The 26,614-nt window shown below is 64.9% G+C and carries 25 protein-coding genes; 8 read left to right on the top strand and 17 right to left on the bottom strand.

Features of this window, described 5'->3' with window-relative positions; genetic code table 11:
• Positions 1-95: 95 nt before the first annotated feature.
• Entirely contained in the window at positions 96-965 is an 870-nt protein-coding gene (locus BFN03_RS15435) for a biotin-dependent carboxyltransferase family protein (protein WP_070380967.1), read from the bottom strand.
• 88 nt (positions 966-1,053) lie between these two features.
• A complete protein-coding gene (gene ald / locus BFN03_RS15430; protein ID WP_070380966.1) occupies positions 1,054-2,154 on the bottom strand; it encodes an alanine dehydrogenase in 1,101 nt (366 codons plus the stop codon).
• 138 nt (positions 2,155-2,292) lie between these two features.
• Between ald and BFN03_RS15425 the strand changes: the two genes are divergently transcribed.
• Positions 2,293-2,817, top strand: coding sequence for an Lrp/AsnC family transcriptional regulator (locus BFN03_RS15425; RefSeq protein ID WP_070379751.1), 525 nt, complete (start codon positions 2,293-2,295; stop codon positions 2,815-2,817).
• 19 nt (positions 2,818-2,836) lie between these two features.
• On the opposite strand, the gene BFN03_RS15420 is transcribed toward BFN03_RS15425, so the two are convergent.
• From BFN03_RS15420 to BFN03_RS15400, 5 genes are all read right to left on the bottom strand, one after another.
• Entirely contained in the window at positions 2,837-3,460 is a 624-nt protein-coding gene (locus BFN03_RS15420) for a 5-oxoprolinase subunit B family protein (protein ID WP_070379750.1), read from the bottom strand.
• Positions 3,460-4,218 (bottom strand): LamB/YcsF family protein, encoded by a 759-nt coding sequence (locus BFN03_RS15415; protein WP_070379749.1) that lies wholly within the window; start codon positions 4,216-4,218, stop codon positions 3,460-3,462. The genes BFN03_RS15420 and BFN03_RS15415 overlap by 1 nt, the downstream gene beginning before the upstream one ends.
• 66 nt (positions 4,219-4,284) lie before the next feature.
• The gene (locus BFN03_RS15410) at positions 4,285-5,172 is read right to left on the bottom strand and encodes a metal ABC transporter permease (protein WP_070379748.1); all 888 of its coding nucleotides are present in this window, start codon (positions 5,170-5,172) and stop codon (positions 4,285-4,287) included.
• Positions 5,169-6,047, bottom strand: coding sequence for a metal ABC transporter ATP-binding protein (locus tag BFN03_RS15405; RefSeq protein WP_070379747.1), 879 nt, complete (start codon positions 6,045-6,047; stop codon positions 5,169-5,171). Before BFN03_RS15405 ends, BFN03_RS15410 begins: the two co-directional genes overlap by 4 nt.
• An 8-nt stretch (positions 6,048-6,055) precedes the next feature.
• Complete coding sequence (locus tag BFN03_RS15400) at positions 6,056-7,111, bottom strand: metal ABC transporter solute-binding protein, Zn/Mn family (RefSeq protein WP_070379746.1); 1,056 nt, start codon at positions 7,109-7,111, stop codon at positions 6,056-6,058.
• Between the two features lie 117 nt (positions 7,112-7,228).
• Here BFN03_RS15400 and BFN03_RS15395 point away from each other — a divergent pair, with 117 nt between their 5' ends.
• Positions 7,229-8,341, top strand: coding sequence for a LacI family DNA-binding transcriptional regulator (locus BFN03_RS15395; protein ID WP_070379745.1), 1,113 nt, complete (start codon positions 7,229-7,231; stop codon positions 8,339-8,341).
• Here the strand turns inward: BFN03_RS15395 and otsB are convergent.
• Complete coding sequence (gene otsB / locus BFN03_RS15390) at positions 8,330-10,870, bottom strand: trehalose-phosphatase (RefSeq protein WP_070379744.1); 2,541 nt, start codon at positions 10,868-10,870, stop codon at positions 8,330-8,332. The two genes, BFN03_RS15395 and otsB, sit on opposite strands and share 12 nt — an antisense overlap.
• A gap of 67 nt (positions 10,871-10,937) precedes the next feature.
• Positions 10,938-11,576: a cholesterol catabolism transcriptional regulator KstR gene (gene kstR / locus BFN03_RS15385; RefSeq protein ID WP_070379743.1), complete on the bottom strand. Its 639-nt coding sequence runs from the start codon at positions 11,574-11,576 to the stop codon at positions 10,938-10,940.
• Between the two features lie 93 nt (positions 11,577-11,669).
• On the opposite strand from kstR, the gene BFN03_RS15380 reads away from it, so the two are divergent.
• From BFN03_RS15380 to BFN03_RS15355, 6 genes are all read left to right on the top strand, one after another.
• On the top strand, positions 11,670-13,832 hold the full coding sequence (locus BFN03_RS15380) for an acyl-CoA dehydrogenase (protein WP_070379742.1): 2,163 nt from the start codon (positions 11,670-11,672) through the stop codon (positions 13,830-13,832).
• An 83-nt stretch (positions 13,833-13,915) separates the two neighbouring features.
• Entirely contained in the window at positions 13,916-14,956 is a 1,041-nt protein-coding gene (locus tag BFN03_RS15375) for an acyl-CoA dehydrogenase family protein (protein ID WP_070379741.1), read from the top strand.
• Entirely contained in the window at positions 14,941-16,092 is a 1,152-nt protein-coding gene (locus BFN03_RS15370; RefSeq protein ID WP_070379740.1) for an acyl-CoA dehydrogenase family protein, read from the top strand. The genes BFN03_RS15375 and BFN03_RS15370 overlap by 16 nt, the downstream gene beginning before the upstream one ends.
• Positions 16,093-16,106: 14 nt before the next feature.
• Positions 16,107-17,153: a bifunctional MaoC family dehydratase N-terminal/OB-fold nucleic acid binding domain-containing protein gene (locus BFN03_RS15365; RefSeq protein WP_070379739.1), complete on the top strand. Its 1,047-nt coding sequence runs from the start codon at positions 16,107-16,109 to the stop codon at positions 17,151-17,153.
• The gene (locus BFN03_RS15360) at positions 17,150-17,575 is read left to right on the top strand and encodes a MaoC family dehydratase (RefSeq protein ID WP_070379738.1); all 426 of its coding nucleotides are present in this window, start codon (positions 17,150-17,152) and stop codon (positions 17,573-17,575) included. Before BFN03_RS15365 ends, BFN03_RS15360 begins: the two co-directional genes overlap by 4 nt.
• Entirely contained in the window at positions 17,572-18,741 is a 1,170-nt protein-coding gene (locus tag BFN03_RS15355; RefSeq protein ID WP_070379737.1) for a lipid-transfer protein, read from the top strand. The genes BFN03_RS15360 and BFN03_RS15355 overlap by 4 nt, the downstream gene beginning before the upstream one ends.
• A gap of 32 nt (positions 18,742-18,773) precedes the next feature.
• On the opposite strand, the gene BFN03_RS15350 is transcribed toward BFN03_RS15355, so the two are convergent.
• From BFN03_RS15350 to BFN03_RS15315, 8 genes are all read right to left on the bottom strand, one after another.
• Entirely contained in the window at positions 18,774-19,214 is a 441-nt protein-coding gene (locus BFN03_RS15350; protein ID WP_084385798.1) for a nitroreductase/quinone reductase family protein, read from the bottom strand.
• A 173-nt stretch (positions 19,215-19,387) separates the two neighbouring features.
• Positions 19,388-20,869 carry an aldehyde dehydrogenase (NADP(+)) gene (locus tag BFN03_RS15345; RefSeq protein WP_070379736.1) on the bottom strand — a complete coding sequence of 494 codons (1,482 nt, stop codon included), beginning with the start codon at positions 20,867-20,869 and terminating at the stop codon, positions 19,388-19,390.
• A gap of 10 nt (positions 20,870-20,879) precedes the next feature.
• A complete protein-coding gene (locus BFN03_RS15340; protein ID WP_232320288.1) occupies positions 20,880-21,833 on the bottom strand; it encodes a proline racemase family protein in 954 nt (317 codons plus the stop codon).
• A 75-nt stretch (positions 21,834-21,908) separates the two neighbouring features.
• Positions 21,909-22,826, bottom strand: a complete 918-nt coding sequence (locus BFN03_RS15335; RefSeq protein ID WP_070379734.1) for a dihydrodipicolinate synthase family protein — start codon at positions 22,824-22,826, stop codon at positions 21,909-21,911.
• 33 nt (positions 22,827-22,859) lie between these two features.
• Positions 22,860-24,308, bottom strand: coding sequence for an FAD-dependent oxidoreductase (locus BFN03_RS15330; RefSeq protein WP_070379733.1), 1,449 nt, complete (start codon positions 24,306-24,308; stop codon positions 22,860-22,862).
• A complete protein-coding gene (locus tag BFN03_RS15325) occupies positions 24,305-24,643 on the bottom strand; it encodes a (2Fe-2S)-binding protein (protein ID WP_070379732.1) in 339 nt (112 codons plus the stop codon). The genes BFN03_RS15330 and BFN03_RS15325 overlap by 4 nt, the downstream gene beginning before the upstream one ends.
• A complete protein-coding gene (locus BFN03_RS15320; RefSeq protein ID WP_070379731.1) occupies positions 24,640-25,821 on the bottom strand; it encodes an NAD(P)/FAD-dependent oxidoreductase in 1,182 nt (393 codons plus the stop codon). Before BFN03_RS15320 ends, BFN03_RS15325 begins: the two co-directional genes overlap by 4 nt.
• A gap of 81 nt (positions 25,822-25,902) precedes the next feature.
• Positions 25,903-26,583 carry a GntR family transcriptional regulator gene (locus tag BFN03_RS15315; RefSeq protein WP_070379730.1) on the bottom strand — a complete coding sequence of 227 codons (681 nt, stop codon included), beginning with the start codon at positions 26,581-26,583 and terminating at the stop codon, positions 25,903-25,905.
• Positions 26,584-26,614: the final 31 nt, after the last annotated feature.

Below are 26,614 nucleotides of genomic sequence, written 5' to 3'. Positions count from 1 at the left end.
CGGCGGATGAGTGCTTCGAGATCGGTGCCTCCACCGCGATCGGGGGGCGAGAATCAGATGCTTCGCCATCCGAGCCGGCACGCCACTGACGCCGACTATCGTTCCACTTTTCGGTGGAATCGCACGCGGTGACCGGGCCGCAACTGTGCGGCCGCGGGGAGATCGGCCTCGGCGACAACAGCGATCACCGGGTAGCCGCCCGTCACCGGATGGTCGGCGAGAAACAGGATCGGCCGGCCGTCGGGCGGAACCTGCAGCGCCCCCGCCACCATGGCTTCGCTCGGTAACTCGTCCGTGATGGAGTGGTGCAGTGGTCCCGGGCCGTGGAGTCTTGCTCCGACGCGGTTCGTGTCGGAGCTGACGGTCCACGTTTCGCGGAAGAGAGCAGCGACCGATGCGGGGGTGAACCAGTCGTCTCGTGGGCCTGGGCTGGCCTGCATCATCAGCGGATTCTCGGGAGTAGCCGGCGGTGGAACGAATTCGTCTGCCGGCCAGTCCCCCGCCTCGGTGCCGACCGGTAGCCGGTCACCCTCGGCGACGGGATCGGGTCCGATCCACGAGAGTGTGTCGGTGGAGCGGCTACCCATCACTGCCGGTACATCGAAGCCTCCCCGAACGGAGATATAGCTGCGAAGGCCCTCGGATGCGTACGCGAGTTCGAGTAAGTCCCCGGATTTGAGATGCAGCATGGTGTAGTCGGAACACGGTTCGGAATTCACCGTAACGGGAGTGCGAGCGCCGGTGACCGCGATCGAAACCGCTCCGGACGCGCGGACCGCGAGCCCGCCGAGCGTGACCTCGAGGGTGGCGGCATCGGAGTGGTTGCCCACCAACCGGTTCGCGCAGTCGTGGGCGAACCGGTCGGCGGCACCCGATTCGCCGACCCCGATGGACGCATACCCGGGCCGACCGCGATCCTGCACCGTGGTCAGTGGTCCGGTGCGTACGATCTCGAGCCATGCCATTGTTGGATTGTCTCGCATCGCCCACTCGTGGAAAAGGTCTCGGGAGCCGATGCGGGAGTCGGCACGGAACCCGCGTACGCGACCGGACTCAGAGCGCCTCGACCGAGTATCCGTGAGCGGCAGCAACCTCGGAGGAGAGCAGTTTTCCGTCGTGGGTACTGAGGCCCTCGGCAAATCCGGGAACGGTCGCGGTGGCCTGTTCCCAGCCCTTGTCGGCGAGCTCGACGACGTAGGGGAGTGTGGCGTTGGTGAGCGCGTAGGTCGAAGTCCGCGGGACCGCGCCGGGCATGTTCGCGACGCAGTAGAAGACGGAGTCGTGAACCATGTACGTGGGATCCGCGTGCGTCGTGGGGTGGGAATCCTCGAAGCAACCACCCTGGTCGATGGCGATGTCGACGAGCACCGAGCCCGGCTTCATTCGCTGCACCAGGCTGTTCGACACCAGCTTCGGGGCCTTCGCACCCGGGACGAGCACCGCACCGATGACGAGGTCGGCCTCGAGTACAGCCTCTTCGAGTTCGAGCCTGTTGGAAGTGATGGTCTTGACCTGGCCGTGGTAGCGGTCGTCGATCTCCCGCAGGCGGGCGACGGACAGGTCGAGAACGGTGACGTCGGCCTGCATGCCGTGTGCAACCGCGATGGCGTTCTTGCCGGCGACCCCTGCGCCGATGACCACGACCTTCGCCGGGCGCACACCGGGGACTCCTCCCATGAGCACACCGCGGCCGCCGCCCTGGCGCATGAGATGGTAGGCGCCGGCCTGAGTTGCCAGTCGCCCGGCGACCTCACTCATCGGGGCGAGCAGGGGCAGGGAACCGTCTCTTCCGACGACGGTTTCGTAGGCGATCGCGGTGGTTTTGGACTCGAGGAGGGCATCGGTGCACTCCTTGGACGCTGCGAGGTGAAGGTAGGTGAAGAGCACCTGGTCCTGGCGCAGTCGCGAGTATTCCTCGGCGATCGGTTCCTTGACCTTGAGGAGCAGGTCCGCGGTCTCCCACACCTGATCGGCCGTCGACAGCATGATTGCCCCAGCGGATTTGAAGTCGTCGTCCGAGAACGAGGAGCCGGCGCCTGCACCCGATTCGATGAACACCTCGTGCCCGTGCTCGAACAGTTCGTGGACCCCGGCAGGGGTGATGGCCACCCGGTATTCGTGGTTCTTGATCTCGCGGGGGATTCCGATTTTCATCAGTAGCTCCGTCACATGGTGTAAGAGTCGGCGTGGGGCACAAAGCCCGATGAGTTCGATCAGGCCTGCTACTATCAATGGTGAATAAAGTGCGCTTGAATGCCAATATCTATGAAGATAATTCTTTAGGTTCTAGCCATGCCTTCCAAATATTCATCCAAAGGTGCCTCGCAGTCACCCACGCCGAAGGATCTTCGGCCTGCGCCGCCCCTCGACGACATCGACCGCATCCTGCTCGATCACCTCGCGCGTGATGCCCGCATCCCGAACAATGCTCTTGCCGCCGCTGCCGGTATCGCGCCGTCAACCTGTCTTGGCCGGGTGCGATCCCTCGTCGAGCGCGGTGTGATTCGCGGTTTCCACGCGGACGTCGACCCCGCCGCGCTGGGCCGGGACCTGCAGGCGATGATTGCGGCTCGCGTCCAGGCAGGTGCGAGGAAGCACCTGGGGTCACTCTCGAAGCAACTCGTAGCCTTGGACGAGGTGCTCGATGTCTATTTCATAGCCGGTGCTGACGATTACTTGATTCACGTTGCCACGCGTAACAGCGAGGAACTGCGCAACTTCGTCCTCGAGCACCTGAGTGCACACCCGGCGGTCGCATCGACCGAGACCATCCTCATCTTCGAGCATGTGCGCCCTCGCTGGGGCACCGTGCTGTGAGCACTCCGGCGAGTGCGCTCTACTCCTGTACGAAGCGGACGACCACGCCCGGGCGTAGCAGAGCGGGGGGTGTACGTGCGGGTTCCCAGATCGGCTCGTCCGTGGTCCCGATGAGTTGCCATCCGCCCGGTGAACTGCGCGGGTAGATGCCGGTGAATCCGCCCGCGAGTCCCACCGCCCCCGCGGGTACACCGGTGCGGGGTGAGTCGCGGCGGGGCACTTGCAGTTCGGGAGGGCCGCCCGTCAGATATCCGAAACCGGGGACGAAGCCACAGAAGGCAACCGTCCAAGGAGTTCCAATGTGAGCGGCGATAACCTCGTCCACGTTCAGGCCGGTGTAACCGGCCACCTCCTCGAGGTCGGGGCCGTCGTAGCGAACCGCGATTCGGATCTCCTCGGTTCCAGTCCCGCGTTCGGAGGTGTGCGCCTGTCGCTGTGGCTGCGTCGTGCGCACCCACTTGACCACGCGATCTTTCCGGGTCTCATGGCAGTCGAATCGGACGGCAATGGTGCGGGCAGCTGGAATTACCTCCCGAATCCCAGGTGGGCGAGACTTGTCGAGCGCGCGGAAGTGTGCGAGCACGGTGTCGAGATCCGCGAACTCGGCGAGGATTGCCGACTCTCCTGCGTCGAGGATGCGCATCAGGCGAAAGGCCTCACTGTGATGCCCTCTGAATCAAGCAAAGACCGTATAGCAGTCGCCATTTCGACTGCCATGGGAGTATCGCCGTGCACGCAGACGGATTCGGCGGTAGTCGGCAGTACAGTGCCGTCGATTGCATCGAGAGTGTGATCGACGACGAGTCTGCGAACTCGGTGCGCCACCACCGTCGGATCGTGCAAGAGCGCCCCCTCGGTCCTTCGGGGAACCAGCGTTGCTTCGGGTGTGTAGGCGCGGTCGGCGAACGCCTCGGCGACGGTGCGAAGCCCGGCCGACTCGGCCTCCTCGAGGAACATCGAGCCCGGTAAACCCAGGACGGGGAGGGTCTCGTCGTAGGCTCGGATCGCCGCGACCACCGCGCGCGCCTGCCCCCGATGATGCACGATCGCGTTGTACAGAGCACCGTGTGGCTTCACGTACGACACCGAGGATCCGGAAACGCGCGCAAGGCCGTCGAGCGCGCCGATCTGATAGATGACATCGGCCGTGAGGTCGCGTGGCGTGATGTCGATGAACCTGCGCCCGAATCCGGCCAGGTCTCGGTAGCCCACCTGCGCTCCGATCCGAACCGAGAGGTCGGCCGCCGCAGTACATGTGGACAACAGCGTCGCGGGATCACCGGCATGGAAGCCGCAGGCCACGTTGGCGCTGGTGACCAGTTTCAGCATCGCCGTGTCGTCGCCGAGGGTCCAGGCGCCGAAACTCTCGCCGAGGTCGCTGTTCAGATCGATGGCCGACACATATTCGATATTAGGGCGCCAGAACTTCGTCAGTCGCGTTTGCGCGAGCACGTATCGAGTCGGTCATCAGTGTGCGTGCGCGGGAGCGATTCGTCCCGCGTTCTTGCGCCGGGAAGATCCGGTGAGTCGGCACACGACATAGATGACGAAGGCGATTGCGGTGACGAAGCTCGACACCGGGACGCCGGGCGCCAACGAGAGCAGGATTCCGCCGACGGCAGCGAGTTCCGCGAACACGATCGACAGAATTGTGGCCTTGACCGGGCTTGCAGTCACGTAGGCGGCGGCTGCCGCGGGGGTGATGAGTAGTGCCATCACGAGCAGCGCTCCGACGATCTGGACGCCGAGCGCGGCGGTGATACCGACGAGCACAGCGAACACGATCGACAGCGCGCGTACCGGGACGCCGCGAGCCTCGGCGACGTCGGGGTCGGTGCTCGCGAACAGTAGCGGCCGGTAGATGTACCCGAGGACACCTATCACGAGCGCAGCGCAGAACAGCAGCAGTTGTATTCCGTGGTTGCCCGGGGCCACGATCTGGCCGATCAGCAGCGAGAAGCTGGTGCCGGTGCGGCCCTCGTACGACCATATGAACAGCACCGACAGGCCGAGGCCGAACGCCATGATCACACCGATCACCGAGTCACGGTCACGAGCCTTCGTGCCGAGCAGCCCGAACAGGACCGCCGCGACCACGGAACCGGCGATGGCACCGGCGCCGACACCGATGCCGACGAGGAGCGCTGCGGATGCACCGGTCAGTGACAGCTCGCTCGTCCCGTGCACGGCAAACGACATCTGTCGGCTGACGATGAGAGGGCCGATGACTCCCGCCAGCAGGCCCAGGATTGCACCGGCGAGCAAAGCCTGCTGAACGAAGTCGTACTGCAACAGATCGAGGGTGGTCGAGATGTCGAACATGCGCGACATCGCGTCGATGAACTTGTTGCTCAAGCGTAGTTCCCGTCCATGTGGTGCACGCCCTCCCCGGGCCGCAGTCCGCCGGCGCTACCGAGTGCATCGATCGAGTCGCCTGTGCCGATCACAACGAGACGTCCGCGCACGCGCAACACCTCGACATCGGTGCGATACAACTCCGAGAGCACCTCCGAGGTCATCACTTCTGCAGGTGTGCCGATACGGAACTGTCCGTCCACCAGGTAGAGCACACGGTCGACGAGCGGAAGGATCGGGTTGATTTCGTGGGTGACGAACAGGACTGCGGTGTCGTGGGTGCGGCGACGGCGGTCGATGAGTCCGGACACCAGATTCTGGTTGGCCAGGTCCAAGCTGAGCAGAGGTTCGTCGCACAGCAGGATCTGCGGATCACCGACGAGGGCCTGTGCGATGCGTAAGCGTTGCTGTTCACCGCCGGACATCGAGCCGATCGGCGCGTCGGCGTAATCCTGCGCACCGACTTCGGCGATGGCAGCGTCCACAATTGCGTTTCGATACCCGCGCCGGCGTAGTCCGAGGCCCCACCGGTGTCCGTCGACGCCCAGCCCGACGAGGTCACGTCCACGTAGCGGCAGTCCGTCGTCCAACGACTTTTGTTGGGGGACGTACCCCACATGCGAGTTTCCGGCTCGCGCAGGGGATCCGACAATCCTCGCCGTGCCGGCGCTGAGTGCCAGTTGGCCGAGTAGCACTTTGAGAAGCGACGTCTTGCCCGATCCGTTGGGCCCGAGAACCGCGACGAATTCACCGGGCTGGACGGTGAGGTCGAGGTCTTCCCACAGTGCGCGTTCGCCGAAGGATAGTCGTGCCCCTGTCAGCTCCACTGCAGGGGCACGGCCGCCAGCGACGGTTCTCCAAGAAGGTCCTGTCACGTGTTTCGTCAGTTCGGTTGCAGAGCCGCCGAGAGATCGTCGGCGGTTTTGGTCAACCACTGAATGTAGTCGAGCCCCTCGGGCAGGGTCTCGGTGACCTCGACGACGGGCACTCCCGCCGACTCCGCCGTGGCCCGTACGTCCTGGGTGACGTTGTCTTGCGTCTGGACGTTGAAGATGAGTGCGTCTACCTCGCGGTCGGTAAGTAGTTGGCGTATCGCGGCGATGGCCGCTGGGGCGGGGTCGTTGCCGTTTTCGATGGCACTCGAGAAGTCGGGCGGGGTGAGATCAACCAGGTCCGCCGAGTCCAGGAGATAGGTGGCGACCGGTTCGGTTTGCGCGACGGGCGCGTCCGGGTGGGCGACTGCGATCGCGGTGGTTACGCCCGAGACTTGTTCGAGCTGGTTGTGGAAATCGTCTGCGTTGGCCTGGTAGGTGCCGGCGTTGTCGGGGTCCAGTTCGCCGAGTTTGTCGGCGATGGACTTCGCCGTGGCGTCGACCGTGTCGATGTCGAACCAGACGTGCTCGTTCACCCCTCCGTGGCCGTGATCATGGCCATCGTGCGAATCGGCATCATCTTCGTGCGAATCGGTGCTGTGGTCGTCGTGCGAATCGGCATCGTCTTCGTGCGAATCGGTGCTGTGGTCGTCGTGCGAATCGGCATTGTCCTCGTGCGAACCGTTCTGATGAAGGTCGAATGCGTTGACCGTGAGTTTGTTGCTGTCGTCGGAGGCGAGCACGTCGTCGACGAACTGGTCGTACCCGCCACCGTTGTAGACGATCAGCGATGCGTCCGTGAGCCTGGCGACGTCGGACGGGGTCGCCTCGAACGAGTGCGGATCGGCGAAAGGTTCGTTGACAATCGAGGTGACGACGATGTTGTCACCCGCAACGGCCTGCGCGACGCTGCCCCAGACGTTCGTCGACGCAACGACGGAAAGGGGGCGGTCGGCAGCCGACGTGTCGGAAGCGCCGCCGGAGGAGCAAGCGGCGAGCGCAAGAGCGGTGGCGAACGAGAGTCCTGCCACCGCTCTAGCCGACCGTGAACCTGGAAAACCGTGCACAGAAAACTCCTCACCAAACCCGAGCGTTAAACGCTATTGGAAACCATTACCGTTATACCCTAGCTGATAGTGCAGCCTCGATGAGCGTGGGCGCGGGCGAGGTACTAACGTCCCCATATGCGCAGATCTCGACAGCCTCGTCGCCAAGCCACGCTGGCGTCGCTCGCGGCCGAGCTGAATATTTCGCGAACGACGGTGTCCAACGCCTACAACAGGCCGGATCAGCTTTCCCCCGAACTTCGTGACCGTGTACTCGAGGCCGCGAAACGGCGCGGCTATCCAGGGCCCGACCCGGTGGCCCGGTCTCTGCGAACCCGTAAGGCCGGCGCTGTGGGACTGCTGCTCACCGAAGCGCTCAGCTACTCCTTCCGGGACCCCGCTGCGATGCGCTTTCTGTCCGGACTCGCCGAGTCCTGCGAGACGGCGGGGCAGGGACTGCTCCTGATTCCGGCCGGCCCAGGCCGCCGCGAGGAGGACGCCGCCACCGTCGTCCAGCAGGCCGGTGTCGATGGTTTCGTCGTGTACTCGGTAGCCGACGACGACCCGTACCTCGCCGCAGTATGTGACCGGCACCTGCCGATGGTTGTCTGCGATCAGCCCAGGGAAGTTCCGGGAGCATCGCTTGTGGGAATCGACGACCGTGGTGCTATGCGCGACCTCACCGAGTATCTGATCGGTCTCGGTCATCGAGACATCGGTGTGCTGAGCATGCGATTGGGTCGTGACCGGTCGGATGGGATCGCCGACGCCGAGCGCTTGCGGTCACCGAACTTCCATGTGCAGCGTGAGCGTATCGCGGGGGTGCGCGACGCACTGTTCGCCGCGGGCCGCGACCTTCAGGCGCTCACGGTTGTCGAGCGATTCGAGCACACCGAAAAGTCCGGCTATTTCGCGGCGGCCGAAGCGCTCGAAGTCAACCCACGAATCACTGCATTGGTGTGCACCACCGACGTCCTCGCTCTCGGCGCGCTGGACTGGGCGCGTCGGCAGGGTATCGACGTGCCCGGCCGGTTGTCGATCACCGGCTTCGACGGTATCGAGGACGCTCTTCGCGAGGGCCTGACCACCGTTCGGCAACCGCAGGAGGAAAAGGGCCGCCGTGCCGGTGCCCTGCTGATGAAGCCTTCACGCGGGGGTGTTGCGACCGTCGAGATGCTCGGGACCGAATTGCTGCACGGCAAGACAGCGGCACGACCGTCGGCTACCGACCTGCCGACCTCAGGCCAGTAGCTGGGCGCAACGCAGCAGGCCGAGGTGGCTGTACGCCTGGGGATGGTTACCCAGCGAGCGTTCGGCGATGGGGTCGTACTCCTCGCTGAGGAGTCCGGTCGGCCCGGCGGCAGCGACAAGTTGCGCGAACAGAGCCTCCGCGTCGGCTCGTTGACCGATCAGCAGGTATGCCTCGACCAGCCAGGCCGCGCAGAGGTGGAAGCCGCCCTCGGTGCCGGGTAGTCCGTCGTCGTGGTGGTATCGGTACACCGTCGAACCACTGCGCAGTTCGGCCTCGGTCGCAGTGACGGTCGCGGTGAATCGCTCATCCGATGGATCGATCAGCCCCGACAGTCCGATGTGCAAGGTGGCGGCGTCGAGATCGGTGCCGTCGTAGGCGGCGGTATATGAGCGGACCTCTTCGTTCCAGCCCTTCTCGCGCACCTCCTCGGCGATCGTGTCGCGCAAGGGGGCCCACCCGGGTGCGATGGTTCGGCCGAAGTGCTTGGCCAGGGTGATTGCGCGGTCCACGGTGACCCAGCCCATCACCTTGGAATACACGTGGTGTCGCGGGTTGTCGCGGATCTCCCAGATTCCGTGATCGGGCTCGAACCAACGACGCTCCACCGCCTCGACCATCGCGCACAACAGTTCCCAGTCCCGGTCGCTCAGCGGGTTCTCGACACCCTGCTTTTCGCGGGCGTGGGACAGATCGGAGATCAGCTCGACGATGGGACCGAACACGTCGAGCTGCACCTGCTGATTGGCCGCGTTGCCGATGCGCACCGGTCGCGAACCGGCGTATCCGGGCAGTGAGTCGATCACGGCCTCAGGAGCCAGACCGGCACCGTAGATCGTGTAGAGGGGGTGCAAGCGTTCGGGGCCGGGCAGCGTCTCGAGCACGTCGTGCACCCAGGCGAGATAGCCCTCGGCCTCCCCGAGTGAACCGAGGCTGACGAGTGCGGACGCGGTGAGAGCGGCGTCGCGGAGCCAGCAGTAGCGGTAGTCCCAGTTGCGGACGCCGCCGATCTCCTCCGGCAGGGAGGTGGTGGCCGATGCCAGGATCGATCCGGAGTCGACGTGCACCAGACCGCGCAGGGTCAGCGCCGAGCGCTTCATCAGGTCGGGCTTGAGAGTTGGCAAGGTAAGTGTCTTGGTCCAGTCGGACCAGTACGCCTCTGCTCGCGCGCGCCGATCAGCTTCTGGCACTTCAGAGGGGCCGAGGTAGTCTGTACCGCAACGCAATTCCAGGACGACATCGCCTTGTGACGGATCGACGACGGCATGTGCGGTCTCCTGGTTTCCATCGGAGATGACATTCCACTGGACACCGGGCGAGCGGAGCACGAAGGGTTCGTTGGTGCCATGGACACGGAGGCCGTCTTCGAGAGCCTCCAGGACCACCTGGACCTGTCCGAACTCGGGCCTGGGCGCGAATGTCACGACGGCGGCGGCCTGTCCACTGATGACGCGGGTGAGGTCGGTGCGGCCGGGCCCGACGTCGTGCGGCAGGTAGTCCGTTACGGCCAGGCTTGCCCAGCGTGTCCGCACGGTCATGGTGCTGTCGATGTAACGCTGGCTGAGCGGCAGGGCGCTGCGGTGCGGGCCGATGCTGAAGTGGCCGGCCTCGGTGCCGCCGAGGAGATGAGCGAAGACCGCGGCCGAGTCGGGTTCGGGATGGCATAGCCACGTCACTGTCGCGTCCGGGGTGACGAGGGCGACGGATCGGGGGCTCGCGAGCATTGTCAGGCGTTCGATCGGCGGGGCGTGCGCCCCCGACAGCCAGGTGCGGCGCTCGTCGAGAAGGAATGCGAGGGCCGCCGCAACGTCTTCGGTGGAGTCGACACGGAACTCCGCGAGGCTGTCTCCGGGCCCGACCTTTACGCCGATGTCCGGACCCTGCAGTCGCTGGAAGGCATCTTCGTCGGTGACGTCGTCGCCCAGGAATACGGCTGCGGTGGCGCCTTCCTGGTGGCGGATCAGGTCGAGAGCGTGTCCCTTGTCGGTGGCAACCACCGCCAGTTCGACGACGGACTTGCCCTCGGTGACCTGCACGCCCACCCGCTGTGCGGCATCGGCGTGCACCGCGGCCAGAGCCTTGGCGCCTTCCTCCGGGTCGGCGTTGCGGACGTGGAGGGCGACGCTCGCCGGTTTGGTTTCCACTGACGTGCCGGGATACAACGCCGAGATCAGCTGGATCTCCTCGGTGATCTCACGGAGCAGCCGTTTCGCGTTGGCATCGATCGCATGGATGAAACCGATGTCGAATTCCGAGCCGTGGCTTCCGACGAGTTGAACCTCGGCGGGCAGTCGTGACAGGGCGGCCAGATCCTTCAGTGCGCGTCCGGAGATAACGGCAGCGGTGGTACCTGCGAGCCCGGCCAGTGCCCGTAGCGCACGCACCGATTCGGCATGGGGAAACGCCTTTTCGGGGTCGGAGACGATGGGAGCCATTGTGCCGTCGTAATCGGAAGCGACGAGCAGGCGAGGGGTCCTCGCCACCGTGGAGAGGGCGCGGCGAAGTTCAATGGGCAGATCTTGGGCACTCACATGTTCAAATCTAGGTGATTCGACGCCTGCGAGTGCGCCGGCGGATTGTGTTGTGCTCCGACCACGCCTACTCGGGTCTGCGGCTGCCGTCGCCCAACAGCAGTTCCACCGTGAGTTCCAGCCGGTTCGCGACATCGGTCGCCGAAGATCGTCGTGTGAGCCAGGCGACCAGATTCGACAGCCATACGTCGGAGATGACACGAGCGATCGACAACTCTTCGGCGGTGGGCTCGGTGTCCGTCATGGCACGCGCGAAGAGACGATCCATCAGCCTGCCCACCTGATCCACCTCGGCGGCCGCGGAGGCGTCGGCGAACATGAAGGCTCTCGTCATCGCTTCGGCCAACAGTGGGTCGCGCTGCATGGCCCGCGTGATCTGGCTGAGGATCAGCTGCATCCGCTCGAGCGGGTTGCGGCCGGGAGGGTTCTTGCCTCGCGAATCGATCCGCTCGAACTCGCGGGCGAGCGCCGATACCAGCAGGTGCACCTTGGAGGGGAAATAGCGGTACAGCGTGCCCACCGCGACATCGGCCCGCTCGGCGACCGCCCGCATCTGTACGGCTTCGTATCCACCCTTGGATGCGAGAGCCAGGGTGGCGTCGAGGATGCGCTTGCGCCGCTCCTTCTGCGCGTTGGAACCGAGGTCGTCCTCGCCCAGCGTCGCAGCAGCGACCGTCGAGGACTGTGATCGAGAGCTGATCGTCATAACCTGTTTTCCTTCGTGCCTTGACTCATAGCCCGTGTCATATTAGAACACGTTCTAGATGAATGTGTCACCTATGAGAGGCGGATACTCGTTGTGACAGTCGCCACCACCGAGGAGCAGAGGGCGGCAGCGGACTCGGTCCGCTCCTGGGCGCGGGCCGAAGATCCACTGGCCACGGTACGCCTTGGGCCAGCAGATTCATGGCGAGCCACCTGGTTGTCCTTCGCCTCACTCGGAACTTTCTCGGTCGCTGTACCCGACGAGGTCGGTGGTGCGGGAGCCGACATCGCCGATCTAGCCGCCATGCTCGAGCAGGCCGCGACCGAACTCGTGCCAGGACCTGTTCTCTCCACCGCTCTAGCCGCGCTCGTGGTCGGGCGCAGCTCGGGTGCCGCATCGAAACGGTGGTCCGCGGACCTCGCGGAGGGCGCTGTGCCGTGCGCCGTGGCTCTTGGCAACCCTCCGGTTACCGCAACGCCGGGCGCTGACGGCGCACTGTTGCTCACGGGCGACGCAGGTTTCGCGATCGGCGGCGATGTGGGGGTGTCGGTGCTGCTGCCGGCCACAGTGGGCGACGAATCGGTGTGGTGCCTGGTAGACGGCGAGTCTGCAGGTCTGGAGATCACCAGTGCCGATCCGATCGACTGGAGTCGTCCACTCGCGCGGGTGCGTTGCGAGGAGGTGACGGTCGCGCCTGACCGTGTGATCACGTCTCTTCCGGATGAATTGGTCTCCGATCTCGCTGCGACGTTGGCCGCAGCGGAGGCATCGGGCATCGCGGGCTGGTGCCTGCGAACGGCGGTGGAGTACGCCAAGATTCGAGAACAGTTCGGGAAGCCGATCGGATCGTTCCAGGCGATCAAACACCTTTGCGCCGAGATGTTGTGCCGGGTGGAACAGGCCAGCGCCGCGGCCTGGGACGCCGCCGTGGCGGCGGAAGACGCGTGGGACGGCAGCGGCGGTGAATTGCCGATCGCTGCAGCGGTAGCCGCGTCCATCACGCTCGATGCTGCCGTCGACACGGCGAAGGACTGCATTCAGGTACTCGGCGGCATCGGCTTCACCTGGGAACACGACGCCCACTTCTACCTTCGCCGTGCGGTATCGCTGCGGCAGCTGCTCGGCGGCTCCAGTCGCTGGCGGGCGCGGGTGGCCGAGCTGACTCGCGGCGGTGCGCGCAGGCACTTGTCGATCGATCTCGGCGCCCTCGACGATGAGCGTGAACGCATACGTGCGGATGTTGCCGAACTTATGGCGCGGCCGGAATCGGAGCGCCGGGCCGCACTCGCGGATTCCGGCTATCTGGCACCGCACTGGCCGAAGCCATACGGCAGGGGTGCGCGTGCAGCCGAGCAGATTCTGATCGAGGAGGAGCTGGCAGATGCCGGCGTCGGCAGGCCTGATCTGGTGATCGGCTGGTGGGCCGTGCCCACCATTCTCGAGCACGGTAGCCCCGAACAGATCGAACGGTTCGCGACACCCACCCTGCGCGGCGAGATCGTCTGGTGCCAGCTGTTCAGCGAACCGGGTGCGGGTTCCGACCTCGCGTCATTGCGGACGGCTGCGCAAAAGGTCGACGGCGGGTGGAGGCTGAACGGCCAGAAGGTCTGGACATCGCTGGCGAAAGAGGCGGATTGGGCGATCTGCCTTGCACGCACCGACCGCGATGCACCTAAACACAAGGGCATCAGCTATTTCCTCGTGGACATGTCCAGCCCGGGGATCATGGTCTCACCGCTCCGCGAGATCACCGGCGACGCCCTGTTCAACGAGGTGCGCCTCGAGGATGTGTTCGTACCCGACGAGTTGGTGGTGGGCAATCTCGGTGACGGCTGGAAGCTGGCCCGCACCACGCTGGCGAACGAGCGCGTCGCAATGGGCGGGGGATCGTCGCTCGGCGACGAGGTGGAGGAACTGCTTCGACTTGCGGGCGACGGTGATCCGGTGACCGACGACCGGTTGGGCCAACTGATCAGCAATGCCCTTGTCGGGTCCCAACTCGAACTGCGCACCACGCTGCGGCAACTCGGCGGTCAGGACCCAGGACCCGAATCGAGTGTGCGCAAGCTCGTGGGTGTTCGTCAGCGTCAGGCGGTCGCCGAATTCGCCATGGAACTCGGTGGTGTCGAGGGTTGGGTGGAAGGCCCGCTGGCGCGCGAATTTCTCAATACCCGCTGCCTGTCGATTGCGGGAGGAACTACGCAAATCCTGTTGACGGTTGCGGCCGAGCGCATCCTCGGCCTGCCCCGCGGCTGAACCGGACCGCGATGGGGCTTTTGCGAGTTCGCGGATGGTGATACAACTAGAACACGTTCTAAATCGAAAGTGGGATTCTCAGCGTGGACTTCACTCGAGATGAAACTCAGGAGGCCGTGAGGCAAGTCGCGGCTGGATTACTGGCCCGCGACGTCGATGGCGACGCCCTGTGGGCCGCGTTCGCCGAAGCCGATCTGCTCACGCTGGCCTTGCCGGAACGGCTCGGCGGCGAGGGGCTTTCGGTCAGCGATGTCGGGGCGTTGCTCACCGAAGTAGGGAAGAAGGCGGCGCAGATCCCCGCGCTCGCGACCCTCGGCTTCGGGGTGCTGCCGATCGTGGCCCTAGGTGACGATGCACAGCAGGATGCACTGCTTGCCGGTCTTGCCGACGGGCGCACGTTCACCGCCGCTCTTGCCGAGCCCGGTGCGCAGTTCGCGGCTAGCCCCTCGGTGACCGCGGTCCCCGACGAGGATGGGTACCGCGTGACCGGACGTGTGCTGGCGGTTCCGTTCGCGGAGGAGGCCTACCGGATCCTGGTTCCGAGTACCGCGGGTGTGGTGCTGGTCGAACCTGGTGCTGAGGGTGTCACGCTCACCCCTACACCGTCGGCGTCCGGCAGTCCGGAATTCGCGATCGGATTCGATGCCGCCCGCGCCGAACTCCTCGCGCCCGGCGAGGACGCCGTGCAAACCCTCTATCGCATCGCATTGGCGTCGATCGGAGCCGTTGCGGACGGACTTCTGTCAGGGGCAACGGCTCTCACCGGCGAACATCTCGCCTCGAGGCATCAGTTCGGTAGACCGCTCGCTACATTTCAGGCGGTCTCCCAGCAGATCGCGGACGTCTACGTCACGGCACGCACGCTGCACGTGTCCGCGCTCGCGGCGTTGTGGCGGGTGTCCGAAGGCCTTGACGCCCAGGACGACCTGGACGTCATGGCGTACTGGATCGCCGCCGAGGTGCCTGCCGCGATGCAGGTGCTGCACCACCTTCACGGCGGAATCGGCGTGGACGTCACCTATCCGCTGCATCGGTACTACTCGACCGCCAAAGACCTGGCCCGCCTCGTAGGTGGCGCCTCGTATCGACTCGACCTCGTGGGGGCCCGGTGTTCATCGATCTGACAGACGAACAGCGCGAACTGCAGGCGGAACTGCGACGCTACTTCTCCGGATTGATCACTCCGGCAGAGGCGACACGGATGCGCACGGAGCGGCACGGATCCACCTACCGCGAGGTCATCCGCCGGATGGGCAAAGACGGTTGGCTCGGCGTCGGCTGGCCGGTGGAGTTCGGGGGTCGTGGTTTCGGAGAGATCGAGCAGCAGATCTTCGTCAATGAGGCCACGCGAGCGGATGTACCGCTGCCCGCAGTGACCCTGCAGACGGTCGGCCCCACGCTGCAGGAGTACGGGACGGCGGAGCAGAAACGCAAGTTCCTCCCGGCGATCCTGGCCGGTGAGGTGCACTTCGCGATCGGCTACACCGAGCCCGATGCGGGCACGGATCTCGCCGCACTGCGAACTACCGCGGTACGGGTGGGCGACGAGTACGTAGTCAACGGTCAGAAGATCTTCACTACCGGCGGCCACGATGCCGACTACCTGTGGCTCGCTGTGCGGACGGGTCCTGCGGATTCGCGTCATCGCGGTATCTCGATACTCATCGTCGATACCCGGGACCCGGGCTACAGCTGGACTCCGATCATCACGTGCGACGGTGCCCATCATGTCAATGCCACCTACTACTCCGACGTCCGAGTTCCCGCAGACATGCTGGTTGGAGAAGAGAATCAGGGTTGGAAGCTGATCACCACTCAGCTCAACCACGAGCGCGTCATGCTGGGTCCCGCCGGCCGGGTCGGCGGTCTCTACGACCGAATCCGCAACTGGGCCGCGGCACAGGATCTGCTCGACGAGCCGAACGTCCGGCGTGCGCTCGGGGAGATACACGCGACGTACCGGCTCAACGAGCTACTCAACTGGCAGGTTGCGTCGAGCGACTCGGGAGCCGTCGACATCGCCGACGCGTCTGCGACGAAAGTATTTGCTACCGAACGTATTCAGCGGATCGGCAGGCTCGCCGAGGAGATTGTCGGGCGGTACGGTGACCCATCGGAGCCCGAGACTGCGGACCTGATGACGTGGCTCGACATGCAGGTCAAGCGAAACCTGGTGATCACCTTCGGTGGCGGCGTCAACGAGGTGATGCGCGAGTTGATCGCTACCGCCGGCCTGAAGCTACCCCGAGTCCCGCGATAGGAGTAACTCCTCACATGAGATCCGAACAGATTCTCGCTGCCGCAGAAGAGATTCGGGCCGCAGGTCCGAGCGCCCCGCGCGCTGGGCGCGACCCGATCAATCTGCCGATGATCCGCAACTGGGTGGAGGCGATCGGCGACAAGAACCCGATCTACGTCGATGAATCTGCCGCGCGGGCCGCCGGACACGACGGTATCGTCGCACCGCCCGCGATGGCGCAGGTGTGGACGATGCAGGGCCTGAATGCCGTTCGGCAGCCCGATGATCCTCTGGGGCTGATGACGAACATCCTCGATGAGGCCGGGTTCACGTCGGTGGTGGCGACCAACTCCGATCAGATCTACCACCGCTATCTGAAAGTCGGCGAAGAGGTCACCATCTCCACCACGCTCGGGGACGTCGTCGGACCCAAGAAGACAGCACTGGGTGAGGGCTGGTTCTACACAACCCACGCCGTGTGGACCGTAGCGGCGGAGGACGGCACCGACGAGGTCGTGGCCGAATCGCTGTTTCGCATCCTGAAGTTCGCTCCGCCACCCAAACCCACTGAACCAATGTCACATTCGGATGGTCAGACTGTACCGATGTCACATTCGGCGAACGGCCAGGGCGCGTCGATCGGCGATCTGGACCCCACGAAGATGATGCGGCCCGGTGCGTCGCCGGACACGCAGTTCTTCTGGGATGGTGTGGCCGCGCACGAGTTGCGGATCCAGAAGCGTGACGACGGATCTCTGCAGCACCCGCCGGTGCCCGCGCTGTGGAAGGACAAGTCCGAGAAGACCGATTACGTGGTGTCGTCGGGGCGCGGCACCGTATTCAGTTTCGTGGTCCATCACGCACCGAAGGTTCCCGGGCGTTCTGTGCCGTTCGTGGTGGCCCTCGTCGAATTGGAGGAAGGCGTTCGCATGCTCGGCGAGCTACGCGGGGTAGCTCCCGAGAGTGTGCACGTCGGGATGCCGGTCGAGGCGATCTACCTCGACTTTCCCGGAGACGACGACACCGGCGGCGAGCCGTGGACGCTGTATGCGTGGCAGCGCAGAAAAGAGGAGCAGTCATGACCTCCACCCTCGAGGTCGCAGTGGGAACGAAACTTCCCGAGCTGTCGATCAAAGCCGACCCGACATTCGTGGTGTCCGCTGCGATCGCGACCCGCGACTTTCAGGATGTCCACCACGACCGCGACCGTGCGCAGGAAGGTGGTTCGAAAGACATCTTCGCCAACATCTTGACCGATACCGGACTGGTTCAGCGGTTCGTCACCGACTGGGCGGGCCCGAGGGCAGTACTCAAGTCGATCGCTTTACGCCTTGGGGTGCCCTGGTACGCCTACGACATCCTGACGATCAGTGGAACGGTGGCATCGGTGGACGATGACGGCATCATCACACTCGATATCGTCGGCCGCAACGGTCTCGGCAACCACATCACGTCGACGGTGACCCTGGTCCTGAACGACCAGACGAACGGAGCGAGCGCATGAGCGGTCTGTCGGGCAAGGCTGTTGTCGCCGGCATCGGCGCCACCGACTTCTCGAAGAACTCCGGTCGCAGTGAACTACGGCTTGCCGCGGAGGCTGTCACGGCCGCACTCGAGGACGCCGGTCTGACCCCCGCCGATGTCGACGGGCTGACGTCGTTCACGATGGACACCAATACCGAAGCGGCAGTTGCTCGATCGGTGGGAATCCCGGACCTCACGTTCTTCAGCCGCATCCACTACGGTGGCGGCGCCGCGTGCGCGACGGTGCAGCAGGCGGCAATGGCCGTTGCGACCGGTGTGGCCGAGGTGGTGGTGGCCTATCGTGCGTTCAACGAACGGTCGGGGATGCGTTTCGGTCAGGTGAACTCGGGCTTGGTGGGGCAGGTGAGCTCGTCCAGCACGGATAACGCGTTCTCCTACCCTCACGGCCTGTCGACACCGGCGGCGTTCGTCGCCATGGTCGCCCAGCGGTACATGCACGAATACGGCGCCACGAGTGAGGACTTCGGACGCATTGCCGTCACCGACCGCAAGCACGCGGCCAACAACCCCGATGCGTTCTTCTACGGAAAACCGATCTCGCTCGACGACCATCAGAACTCGCGCTTCATCGCGGAACCACTGCATCTGCTCGATTGCTGCCAGGAGTCCGACGGCGGTGTGGCGATCGTGGTGACCTCGCCTGAGCGGGCGAAGGACCTGAGGCAGAAGCCGGCGGTGATCGCGGCTGCGGCGCAGGGAAGCGGCAACGACCAGTACATTATGACCAGCTACTACCGGCCCGAACTAGCGGGGTTGCCCGAGATGGAACTTGTGGGCGCGCAATTGTGGCGGCAGGCCGGCCTCGGACCGCAGGACATGGACGTTGCCGTGCTGTACGACCACTTCACACCATACGTATTGATGCAACTCGAAGAACTCGGCTTCTGTGGTCGCGGTGAGGCCAAGGACTTCATCGCCGGCGGTGCGCTCGAACTCGACGGAGTGCTACCGCTCAACACCCACGGTGGTCAGCTCGGTGAGGCCTACATCCACGGCATGAACGGTATTGCCGAGGCTGTGCGCCAAATTCGTGGAACATCCGTGAACCAGGCCTCGAACGTGCAGAACGTCCTCGTCACCGCCGGGACCGGTGTTCCGACGTCGGGGCTGGTGCTCACGGCATAGGTGCTGGTCGACGACGGCGCGTGCGAGTCGAGTCATTCCCGTATTCGGGTGAGTGCCAGAACGGGAATCGTGCGGACACCCGCTGTCCGCTGTGCGTACACAGCGAATCCTGGATAGCGGCGGGCTTGTTCGTCGAAGACGGTGTCTCGTTCGTCGCCGGTGACCTCACTGACGGATACGCGATAGGTTTCGGTGCCGCGCTCGACTTCTGCATTGCCGGCGGCGAGGAGGTTGTAGTACCAGGCGGGGTTCGTGGGGGCGCCCGCCTTCGAGGCGATTACATAGATTCTGTCCGGAGCGGTCTCGTCCGGCAGGTACATCGTGGGGGACACCATGGCGCGCCCCGACTTTCGGCCGACGTGGTGCAACAGCACCAGCGGCGCCCCTTCGAATTGCCCCCCGACACGGCCTTCGTTGGCGCGAAATTCGGCGATTATGTCTGCGTTCCAGTCATGTGGGTTCGATGTGCTCAACTGGTCTCTCCTGGTCTTGTGGATCGCGGCGTCCCACAATATCCAGGTTCTCGAGAAAATTCGGCTGATAGACCGCAATAGCTCTCAGATAGGTCCCAACGAGTGCCGGTGATCGTGTCGACACCCACAAGCGAGCAGATCCCCGAGCCACGTTGACCCGATGAGCTTCGGTCTCAGTACCTTCCGGTCAGCGTGCCCCAACCGCTCGACAGTCCGGCAGGGCTGCGTCGCTGTGGCACCCTCCATGGGTTGTCGTCGCGCAGCGCGGGCGGAAGGATCGACCGGGGCGCATTCTGGTAGCAGACCCCACGGAGAAATCGCCCGATGGCGGCCGTGCCGACCGCGGTCGCGTCGCGCGTCGTTGATGGGTACGGACCGCCGTGTTGCATGGCCGCGGTGACGGAGACCCCGGTGGGCCACCCGCCGAAGAGCACGCGTCCGCTGGTGCGGGACAGAGCGTCCACGAGTTCGCTCCACGCTGTCGTGTCTTCGTCCGGGCCGAGATGCAGCGTCGCGGTCAGATTGCCGGGAAACAGTCGCTCGGCGACCGACGGGAGGATGTCCGGGTCGTCGCCATATTCGATGATCACCGACAATGGTCCGAAACTCTCGTCCAAGACCGCGCTCATTGCGGCCTCGACGGCCTTCAGGGGAAGGATAACCAACGTCGGTGTGGCCCATCCGAGGCCCGCCTCGTCCACCTCGACGCCGCCCTCGACGAGCACCTCTGCTCCGGGTGCGGCGAGCACCGTATCGCGGCGATCGCTGTAGCCGGCGGTGGTACCTGTGGTGAGCATGCGGTGCGCCGCGATGTCCTTCGCTGTGGCGAGCGATTCGCGCAACGGCCCGACGTTCGGGACGAGAAGGAATCCCGGCTTCGTGCACAACTGTCCGCAAGACCCGGCAACGCTCGCCACGAAACCTTGGGCGAGACCCTCCGGATCATTCTTCAACGCAGCCGGCGAAACGAACACGGGGTTGACGCTCCCGAGCTCGCCGTAGAAGGGAATCGGCACAGAACGATCCGCTGCGATGTCCGCGAGCATCCGGCCAACCGAGGTCGAGCCGGTGAAACAGGCGGCACGGATACGCTCGTCCTTCAATGCGGCGATGCCCTCCTCGCGGCCGTACAGAACCCCGAACGTGCCATCGGGCATTCCGGCATCCCGTAGCGCGTGCAGCACGATCCGTCCGGTGAGTTCACTGAGTCGCGGATGGCCCTCGTGTGCCTTCACGACCACGGGGTTGCCCCCGGCGAGGGCGGCCGCGGTGTCGCCGCCCGCAACAGAGAACGCCAAGGGGAAGTTCGATGCGGCGTAGTTCAGTACCGGTCCCAGAGGAACATTGACCCTGCGAAGGTCGGGCCTGGGACCGAGGACGTACTCGGTATCGGATTCGTCGATACGCGCATCGAGGTACGCACCCTCGACCACGACCTCAGCGAACAACCGCAACTGCTGGGTGGTCCGGTTCAGTTCGCCGCGCAACCGCGCCTCCGTCAGACCGGTCTCCTGTTGTGCGAGAGCGATGAGTTCGTCGTCCGCGGCGTCGAGCGCATCGGCTACCACGACGAGGGCCGCGCCGCGTTCATGCGGTGTGGTGGCGGCGAAGAGCGGGAACGCGGTAGCCGCATCCCGGAGCACATCGTCAGGCATGTCGTTACTCCTAGAATTCGAACCCGGCAGGGAACGGGTCGTGGGGATCGAGCAGGTATTGAGCCGTGCCGGTGATCCAGGCGCGACCTGTGATCTCAGGTAGGACGGCGTTGTACTCGCCGACCCGGGTGGTGTCGACGAGACGTCCGGTGAATTCCGAACCGATGAAGGACTCGTTCACGAAGTCCGTGTGCAGGGGCAGTTCGCCGCGCGTGTACAGCTCGGCCATGCGCGCGCACGTCCCTGTACCGCAGGGAGATCGGTCGAACCAGCCGGGATGAATGACCATCGCATGACGAGAGCGGACGGCATCGGACCCCGGAGCGATGAACTCGACATGGTGTACGTGGTCGATGCCGTCGATGGTCGGGTGCGTCGGTGGCGCGGTGGTGTTGATCGTGTCCATGATGGACAGCCCGGCAGCGAGGATGTCCTGCTGCCGGGCTCGATCGAACGGCAATCCGACCGAGTCCAGATTCACCATCGCGTAGTAGTTGCCGCCGAATGCGAGGGAGTAGGGGATCGGACCGTAACCGGGAACGTCCACGGTCTGGTCGAGGCGCTCGGTGAAGCTCGCCACGTTCGCGAGCGTCACGTGCACCGCGCGCCCTTCCTCGACCCGAACCCTCGCGACTACGACTCCCGCCGGTGTGTCGAGCCGGATTGTCGTTACGGGTTCGGTGACCTCGACCATGCCCGCTTCCACCAGAACGGTGGCCACGCCGATCGTGCCGTGACCGCACATCGGCAGGCAGCCGCTCGCCTCGATGAAGACGATGCCGTGGTCGCAGTCGCTCCGGGTCGGTGGTTGCAGGATGGCACCGGACATCGAGGCATGACCGCGTGGTTCGTTCATGAGCAGGCGTCTGATGTGGTCGAGGTGTTTGATGAAGTGCAGGCGGCGCTCGTTCATCGTTTCACCCGGAATCACGCCTACGCCACCGGTTATGACACGGGTGGGCATGCCTTCGGTATGGGAATCGACGGCGTGGAATATCCGTGACGACCGCATATCGCTACTGCCTCCGGCGTTCCGGTGTCAGCGCCGCGCGATGGCGGCGAGGGCACGTTCGGTGTCGGCCTTCACCTGGTCAGCCTGGGCATCGCTGAGCGGTCCACGCGGAGGACGAGTACGACCGCCGAAGGAGTTGCCGCAGATATCCATCGACAGCTTGATCGCTTGGACGAACTCTGTTCGTGAGTCCCAGCGGAAGACGGCGACGAGTTCCTGATACAGCGCCTTCGCCTCGAGCCACTTTCCGGTGGAGCACAGCTCGTACAATTCGACTGCTTCCTTGGGGAAGGCATTCGGGTATCCGGCGAACCACCCGACCGCGCCGTTGACCATGAGTTCGAAGAGAACATCGTCGGCGCCGGCGATGATGTCGATATCGCAGAGTTCGGAGATCTCGTAGACGCGACGTACGTCGCCGGAAAATTCCTTCAGGGCCACCACTTCGGGGATTTCGGCAATCTGCGCTACGAGTGCAGGCGTGATGTCGACTTTGGTGTCGAAAGGATTGTTATAGGCCATGATCGGTATTCCGACCTCGGCAACTTTGCGGAAGTGCTCGACCACCTCGTTGTCGTTGGCTCGGTAAATGGTGGGCGGCAGAACCAGGACGCCGTCTGCACCGTCGTCGGCCGCGTGACGTGCCCACGTCTGTGACTGGTGCCAACCGACCCCGTGAGCTCCGGCGACGACGACGCCGCGTCCGTCGACCGCATCGACCGCGACCTGCACAACCTTGCGGCGTTCTTCGTCGGTGAGCGAGGAATATTCTCCCAGTGAGCCGTTGGGGCCGACGCCGCGACACCCATTGCTCATGAGGAAATCGACGTGTTCGCCGAACTTGTCGTAGTCGACCGCGAGGCCTGCGGGAGCGGAAGCGTCCTCTTTGAAGGCCAGCGCGGTGGCGACGATGACGCCCCCGAGGTCGATGGTGGGTTCGGGCATGGGTACTCCTTCGGATTGGTTTCGTATATCGGATTATTGAGAACGGGGTCGGTTCAGGACGGAATCGGTGGGGTGCTCGGGCGCTCGTGCGAGATCGGCGATTCGTATCGGCGTCGCGATAGGTCGCCGATCGGTGGTGGTGGCGTCGGCGAACTCCTCACACCCGTGTGTGGCCAGAAGGATCTGCTCCACATTGCGCCCGCAGACCCGTCCCTGGCACAAGCCGAGACCCGCTCGCGTGTTGAGCTTGAGTGGGCGCAGGCCAGTCGAGTTGGTCGCCGCGGCGACCCGCTTCAGGGTGCCGGCGTCGACGTCCTCGCATCGGCAGACGATGGTGTCGTCGCCCAGCCAGTCGGACCAGCAATCGCCGATCGCATGCGCTCTGTCCATACGATCGGCGAATTGTTCTGCGCGGGTTCGAGATCTGATAGCGCGCCTGATGTCGCGGTCATCGAGCGAGCCGCCCGCGGCCACCCATCCGGCGATCTCGCCTTGGGCGAGCGCCAGATCGGCACCACCGATCGCGGTGAGTTCACCCACCGCGAAGACGCGGTCGGCACTCGTGCGCTGGCAGGCATCTACGTGCACGAAGCGCCGCTCGGTGATGTGGCATCCGGCAGCAATCGGCAGTTCGAGTCGTGGAACGAATCCGTGTCCGAAACAGACTGCATCGCAATCGATCCTGCGCTCAGTTCCGGTGACGACCCGCCAGTGCTCGTCGAGGACCGCCACAGTCACCGCCTCTACCCGGTCCGTGCCGTGGACAGCGACCACTCCGTGACCAGTACGGTACGGAACACGACCTCGAATGTGATGAACGGCGTACTCGGCCAGTTCACCGATCTTGTGTGCGGCGCCGGCCAGTTCCCACGGCCGGGCCAGCCAGTGCCGAGCGAGGGCACGCGAGCGGGACGCTTCGTAGACCCCGACGACGCGCGCACCCGCCTGGCCGAGGGAAGCGGTCACGGAAAGCAGGAACGGCCCGGATCCGGCGACCACGACACGCTCACCGATTGCGATGCGCTCGCCTTTGGCCATCGCTTGGGCAGCGCCCGCGGTGAAGACGCCGGGAAGCGTCCACCCAGGCACCGGAAGAGCACGGTCGTGTGCTCCGGTGGCGAGGATCAACTGCTCGGGGGCAAGGGCCTCGGTCAACCGTCCGGTGCCATCGGCCTCACCGCGCGCGAGGTTGACGCGCAGCCGATTGTCAGCCGTCTGCTCGATCGCCCAGACCTCGGTCTGCATGCTGACGACGATGTCGGGATCCTGACAGACCTCGTCGCGGAGCGACCCGAAGGTGTCCCAGCCGTGGTGGAGGAGTTCCTCCCGCTCGGACGGTCGTGAGGAGGGTAGGTGCCGCCAGTACTGACCGCCGAGCCCCTCTGCGGCGTCGATGATCCGCACGGCAGCTCCGCGCCGCCTCGCAGCCACTGCCGCGGCCAGGCCCGCTGGACCGGCGCCGACCACCAGGACGTCCGTCACCGTGCATCCACCTCCTCGATCGGGCGCGGGAGCAGGTCGTGCTGGCGTTCGACGCGCTCGCCGCCATGAACCTTTCGCTGGCACGCGCGAACGTTGCGATAACCGTCTACGGTCACGACGCAGTCGAAGCACACACCGATCCCACAGAACAGCCCCCTGTCCTCGCCGCGACTTGACGTCGTGCGCCAGTCGAGCACGTTGTTGGCCAGCAGCACCCCTGCGATCGATTGGCCGCGGATGCCGTCGTAGTCGGTGCCCTCGAATGAGATCGTCACGCCATCCGCTTGGGCGGGCCGAATCGGATCCCGATTCTGGTCCACCGCACGCGGGGTCATCGAGCCATCTCCCGTAGATGCGGTACGAGGGTCGGGCGATCGACGGTGAACGGGGCGGCGTCGACGGGCGAATCCTCGCCGAGGATCCTTGCGCGAAGAATGTCCGCTGACGCGACCGACAGACCGATGCCGGCGCCCTCGTGGCCGGTCACGTGATAGAGACCAGGTACACGGGGGTCCTCTCCGATGACCGGGAGGTGATCAGGCATGTAGGGCCGAAAGCCGCCGTAGGTGCGCAGGATCTGCATCTCGGCGAGAAAGGGGAACAGGCGCATGGATTTCGCGGCGATCTCACGCACTACGCCGAGGTCGAGACGGTCGTCGAACCCTATCCGCTGCCTGGACGAACCGATCAGAACGTTTCCAGCGGCGGTGGATTCGACGACGGTCGACGTCTGCAGGTCGGCGTCGCCCGACTGCGTGGCTCCGACGTAGTCGGCGTCGTAGACCTTGCGGAAGATCCTGTGTGGCATCCGGGTGGTGACGAGCACCATTCCACGACGGGGCAAGACCGGAAGAGAAACTCCCAAACTGGAGGCGACAGCACCGGCCCAGGGCCCTGCGGCGTTGATGACGATGTCCGCACCGTGGCGCCCGTTCATGGTAGATACGCCGTTGATCCGGCCGTCGATGCCGCGCATCGCACCTGTCACCTCCACCCCGGTCAGGACTTCGGTTCCGGCGCGTCGCGCGGATGCGAGTAGCGCCTCGGCCGTGGCGGCAGGCTGGACCTGCGCATCTTGCGGGTAGTGCACGGCGGCCGTGATGTCCCGGGTTAGGAACGGCTCGAGCTTGCCGGCGTCATCGACGGACAATTCTCGCGCTTCGACTCCGGCCGCGCGCTGGGTTCCCGAGAAGGTTTTCAGCGCCCTGGCGCCGGTGTGGGTGGTCGCTACTACGAGGCCGCTTTTTCTCTCGTATTCGATGGATGGGAAGTCCGGTCCCAGCTCGTCCCGCAATTCATCACGCAGGGCGTACCACCGATCGGCGGCGTGCAGGGCGAGCGCGAGTTCGGGGCCGGGCGCCTTGTCAGAGACGAGAAGGTTTCCTTCGCACATCGCCGAGGTGCCACCGACGGCCGCACCTCGCTCGAGGACCGCAACTGCGAAACCTGCTCGCGCAAGTGCACGTGCACATGCGGCGCCGGTGATGCCAGCCCCGATGATGACAGCGCGCACGCGACCTCCTCGCAGGTAATATATCACACATTACCGATGCGGATAGGTTGAGATCGCCAGAGTGCGTTTGGTTTCGGCTGGTCAGCTCGACTGTGCCGGGCTGCCCAGTTTCTCTTCCGTACCGCTCCACCACCCGAGGACGTGCCCTACATGCCGTTCCATCAGGGCTGCGGCTGCTGGTCCGTTGCCGTCCTCGAGCAAGTCGAGCAGTTCCGCATGTTCCTCGATCGATGCGGACAGTTGCTCGGGGGTGATTTTGGAGGCGATACCGACCGTACGGGTCCGGTCCCGCAACATGCCCACAACGTCGAGCAGTACAGGATTTCCGAGGAGGCCGAGTAGCCCGAGGTGAAATTCGCGGTCCGTCCGGACATAGGTCGCGAAGTCTCGTTTGCGGGCCGATTCCCGAATCGTCTCGACCAGTGCATCGAATCGAGGCCGATGACTCGCGCCGAATACGGACGCGACCTCGATCATGGTCGGGCACTCGAGCAGCGAACGAGCCTGCACGAGGTGACGGAGCTCGTCGCGCCCGACTTCACGCACCCGAAAGCCCTTGTTCCGGACCGGAACCACGAAGCCGCGACGCGCGAGCTCGAGCATCGCCTCACGCACCGGCGTCGCCGACACCTCATACTGTTGTGCCAGGACCGGAACGGTGAGCAGCGACTGCGGCATGATCTGCCCGGCGATGATCGCGGCAGAAAGTGAGTCCTCGATTTGCTCCCGCAGACTCTGCCCCGGCTCGATCCGGGTCGTCATCCAACTCGTCACTCTGCCTCCCTCAGATCGA

The sequence above is a fragment of the Rhodococcus sp. WMMA185 genome (assembly GCF_001767395.1).
Taxonomy (GTDB): domain Bacteria; phylum Actinomycetota; class Actinomycetes; order Mycobacteriales; family Mycobacteriaceae; genus Rhodococcus_F.
The sequence above is the reverse complement of the archived record's forward strand: the minus strand, read 5'-3'. Positions and strand labels throughout refer to the sequence as shown.

What these genes read in the sequence shown, in the direction of transcription:
- BFN03_RS15435 (WP_070380967.1), bottom strand. Translation starts at nt 965, where the DNA reads ATGGCATGGCTCGAGATCGTACGCACCGGACCACTGACCACGGTGCAG.
- ald (WP_070380966.1), bottom strand. Translation starts at nt 2,154, where the DNA reads ATGAAAATCGGAATCCCCCGCGAGATCAAGAACCACGAATACCGGGTG.
- BFN03_RS15425 (WP_070379751.1), top strand. Translation starts at nt 2,293, where the DNA reads ATGCCTTCCAAATATTCATCCAAAGGTGCCTCGCAGTCACCCACGCCG.
- BFN03_RS15420 (WP_070379750.1), bottom strand. Translation starts at nt 3,460, where the DNA reads ATGCGCATCCTCGACGCAGGAGAGTCGGCAATCCTCGCCGAGTTCGCG.
- BFN03_RS15395 (WP_070379745.1), top strand. Translation starts at nt 7,229, where the DNA reads ATGCGCAGATCTCGACAGCCTCGTCGCCAAGCCACGCTGGCGTCGCTC.
- kstR (WP_070379743.1), bottom strand. Translation starts at nt 11,576, where the DNA reads ATGACGATCAGCTCTCGATCACAGTCCTCGACGGTCGCTGCTGCGACG.
- BFN03_RS15365 (WP_070379739.1), top strand. Translation starts at nt 16,107, where the DNA reads ATGAGATCCGAACAGATTCTCGCTGCCGCAGAAGAGATTCGGGCCGCA.
- BFN03_RS15360 (WP_070379738.1), top strand. Translation starts at nt 17,150, where the DNA reads ATGACCTCCACCCTCGAGGTCGCAGTGGGAACGAAACTTCCCGAGCTG.
- BFN03_RS15355 (WP_070379737.1), top strand. Translation starts at nt 17,572, where the DNA reads ATGAGCGGTCTGTCGGGCAAGGCTGTTGTCGCCGGCATCGGCGCCACC.
- BFN03_RS15345 (WP_070379736.1), bottom strand. Translation starts at nt 20,869, where the DNA reads ATGCCTGACGATGTGCTCCGGGATGCGGCTACCGCGTTCCCGCTCTTC.
- BFN03_RS15340 (WP_232320288.1), bottom strand. Translation starts at nt 21,833, where the DNA reads ATGCCCACCCGTGTCATAACCGGTGGCGTAGGCGTGATTCCGGGTGAA.
- BFN03_RS15335 (WP_070379734.1), bottom strand. Translation starts at nt 22,826, where the DNA reads ATGCCCGAACCCACCATCGACCTCGGGGGCGTCATCGTCGCCACCGCG.
- BFN03_RS15325 (WP_070379732.1), bottom strand. Translation starts at nt 24,643, where the DNA reads ATGACCCCGCGTGCGGTGGACCAGAATCGGGATCCGATTCGGCCCGCC.
- BFN03_RS15315 (WP_070379730.1), bottom strand. Translation starts at nt 26,583, where the DNA reads ATGACGACCCGGATCGAGCCGGGGCAGAGTCTGCGGGAGCAAATCGAG.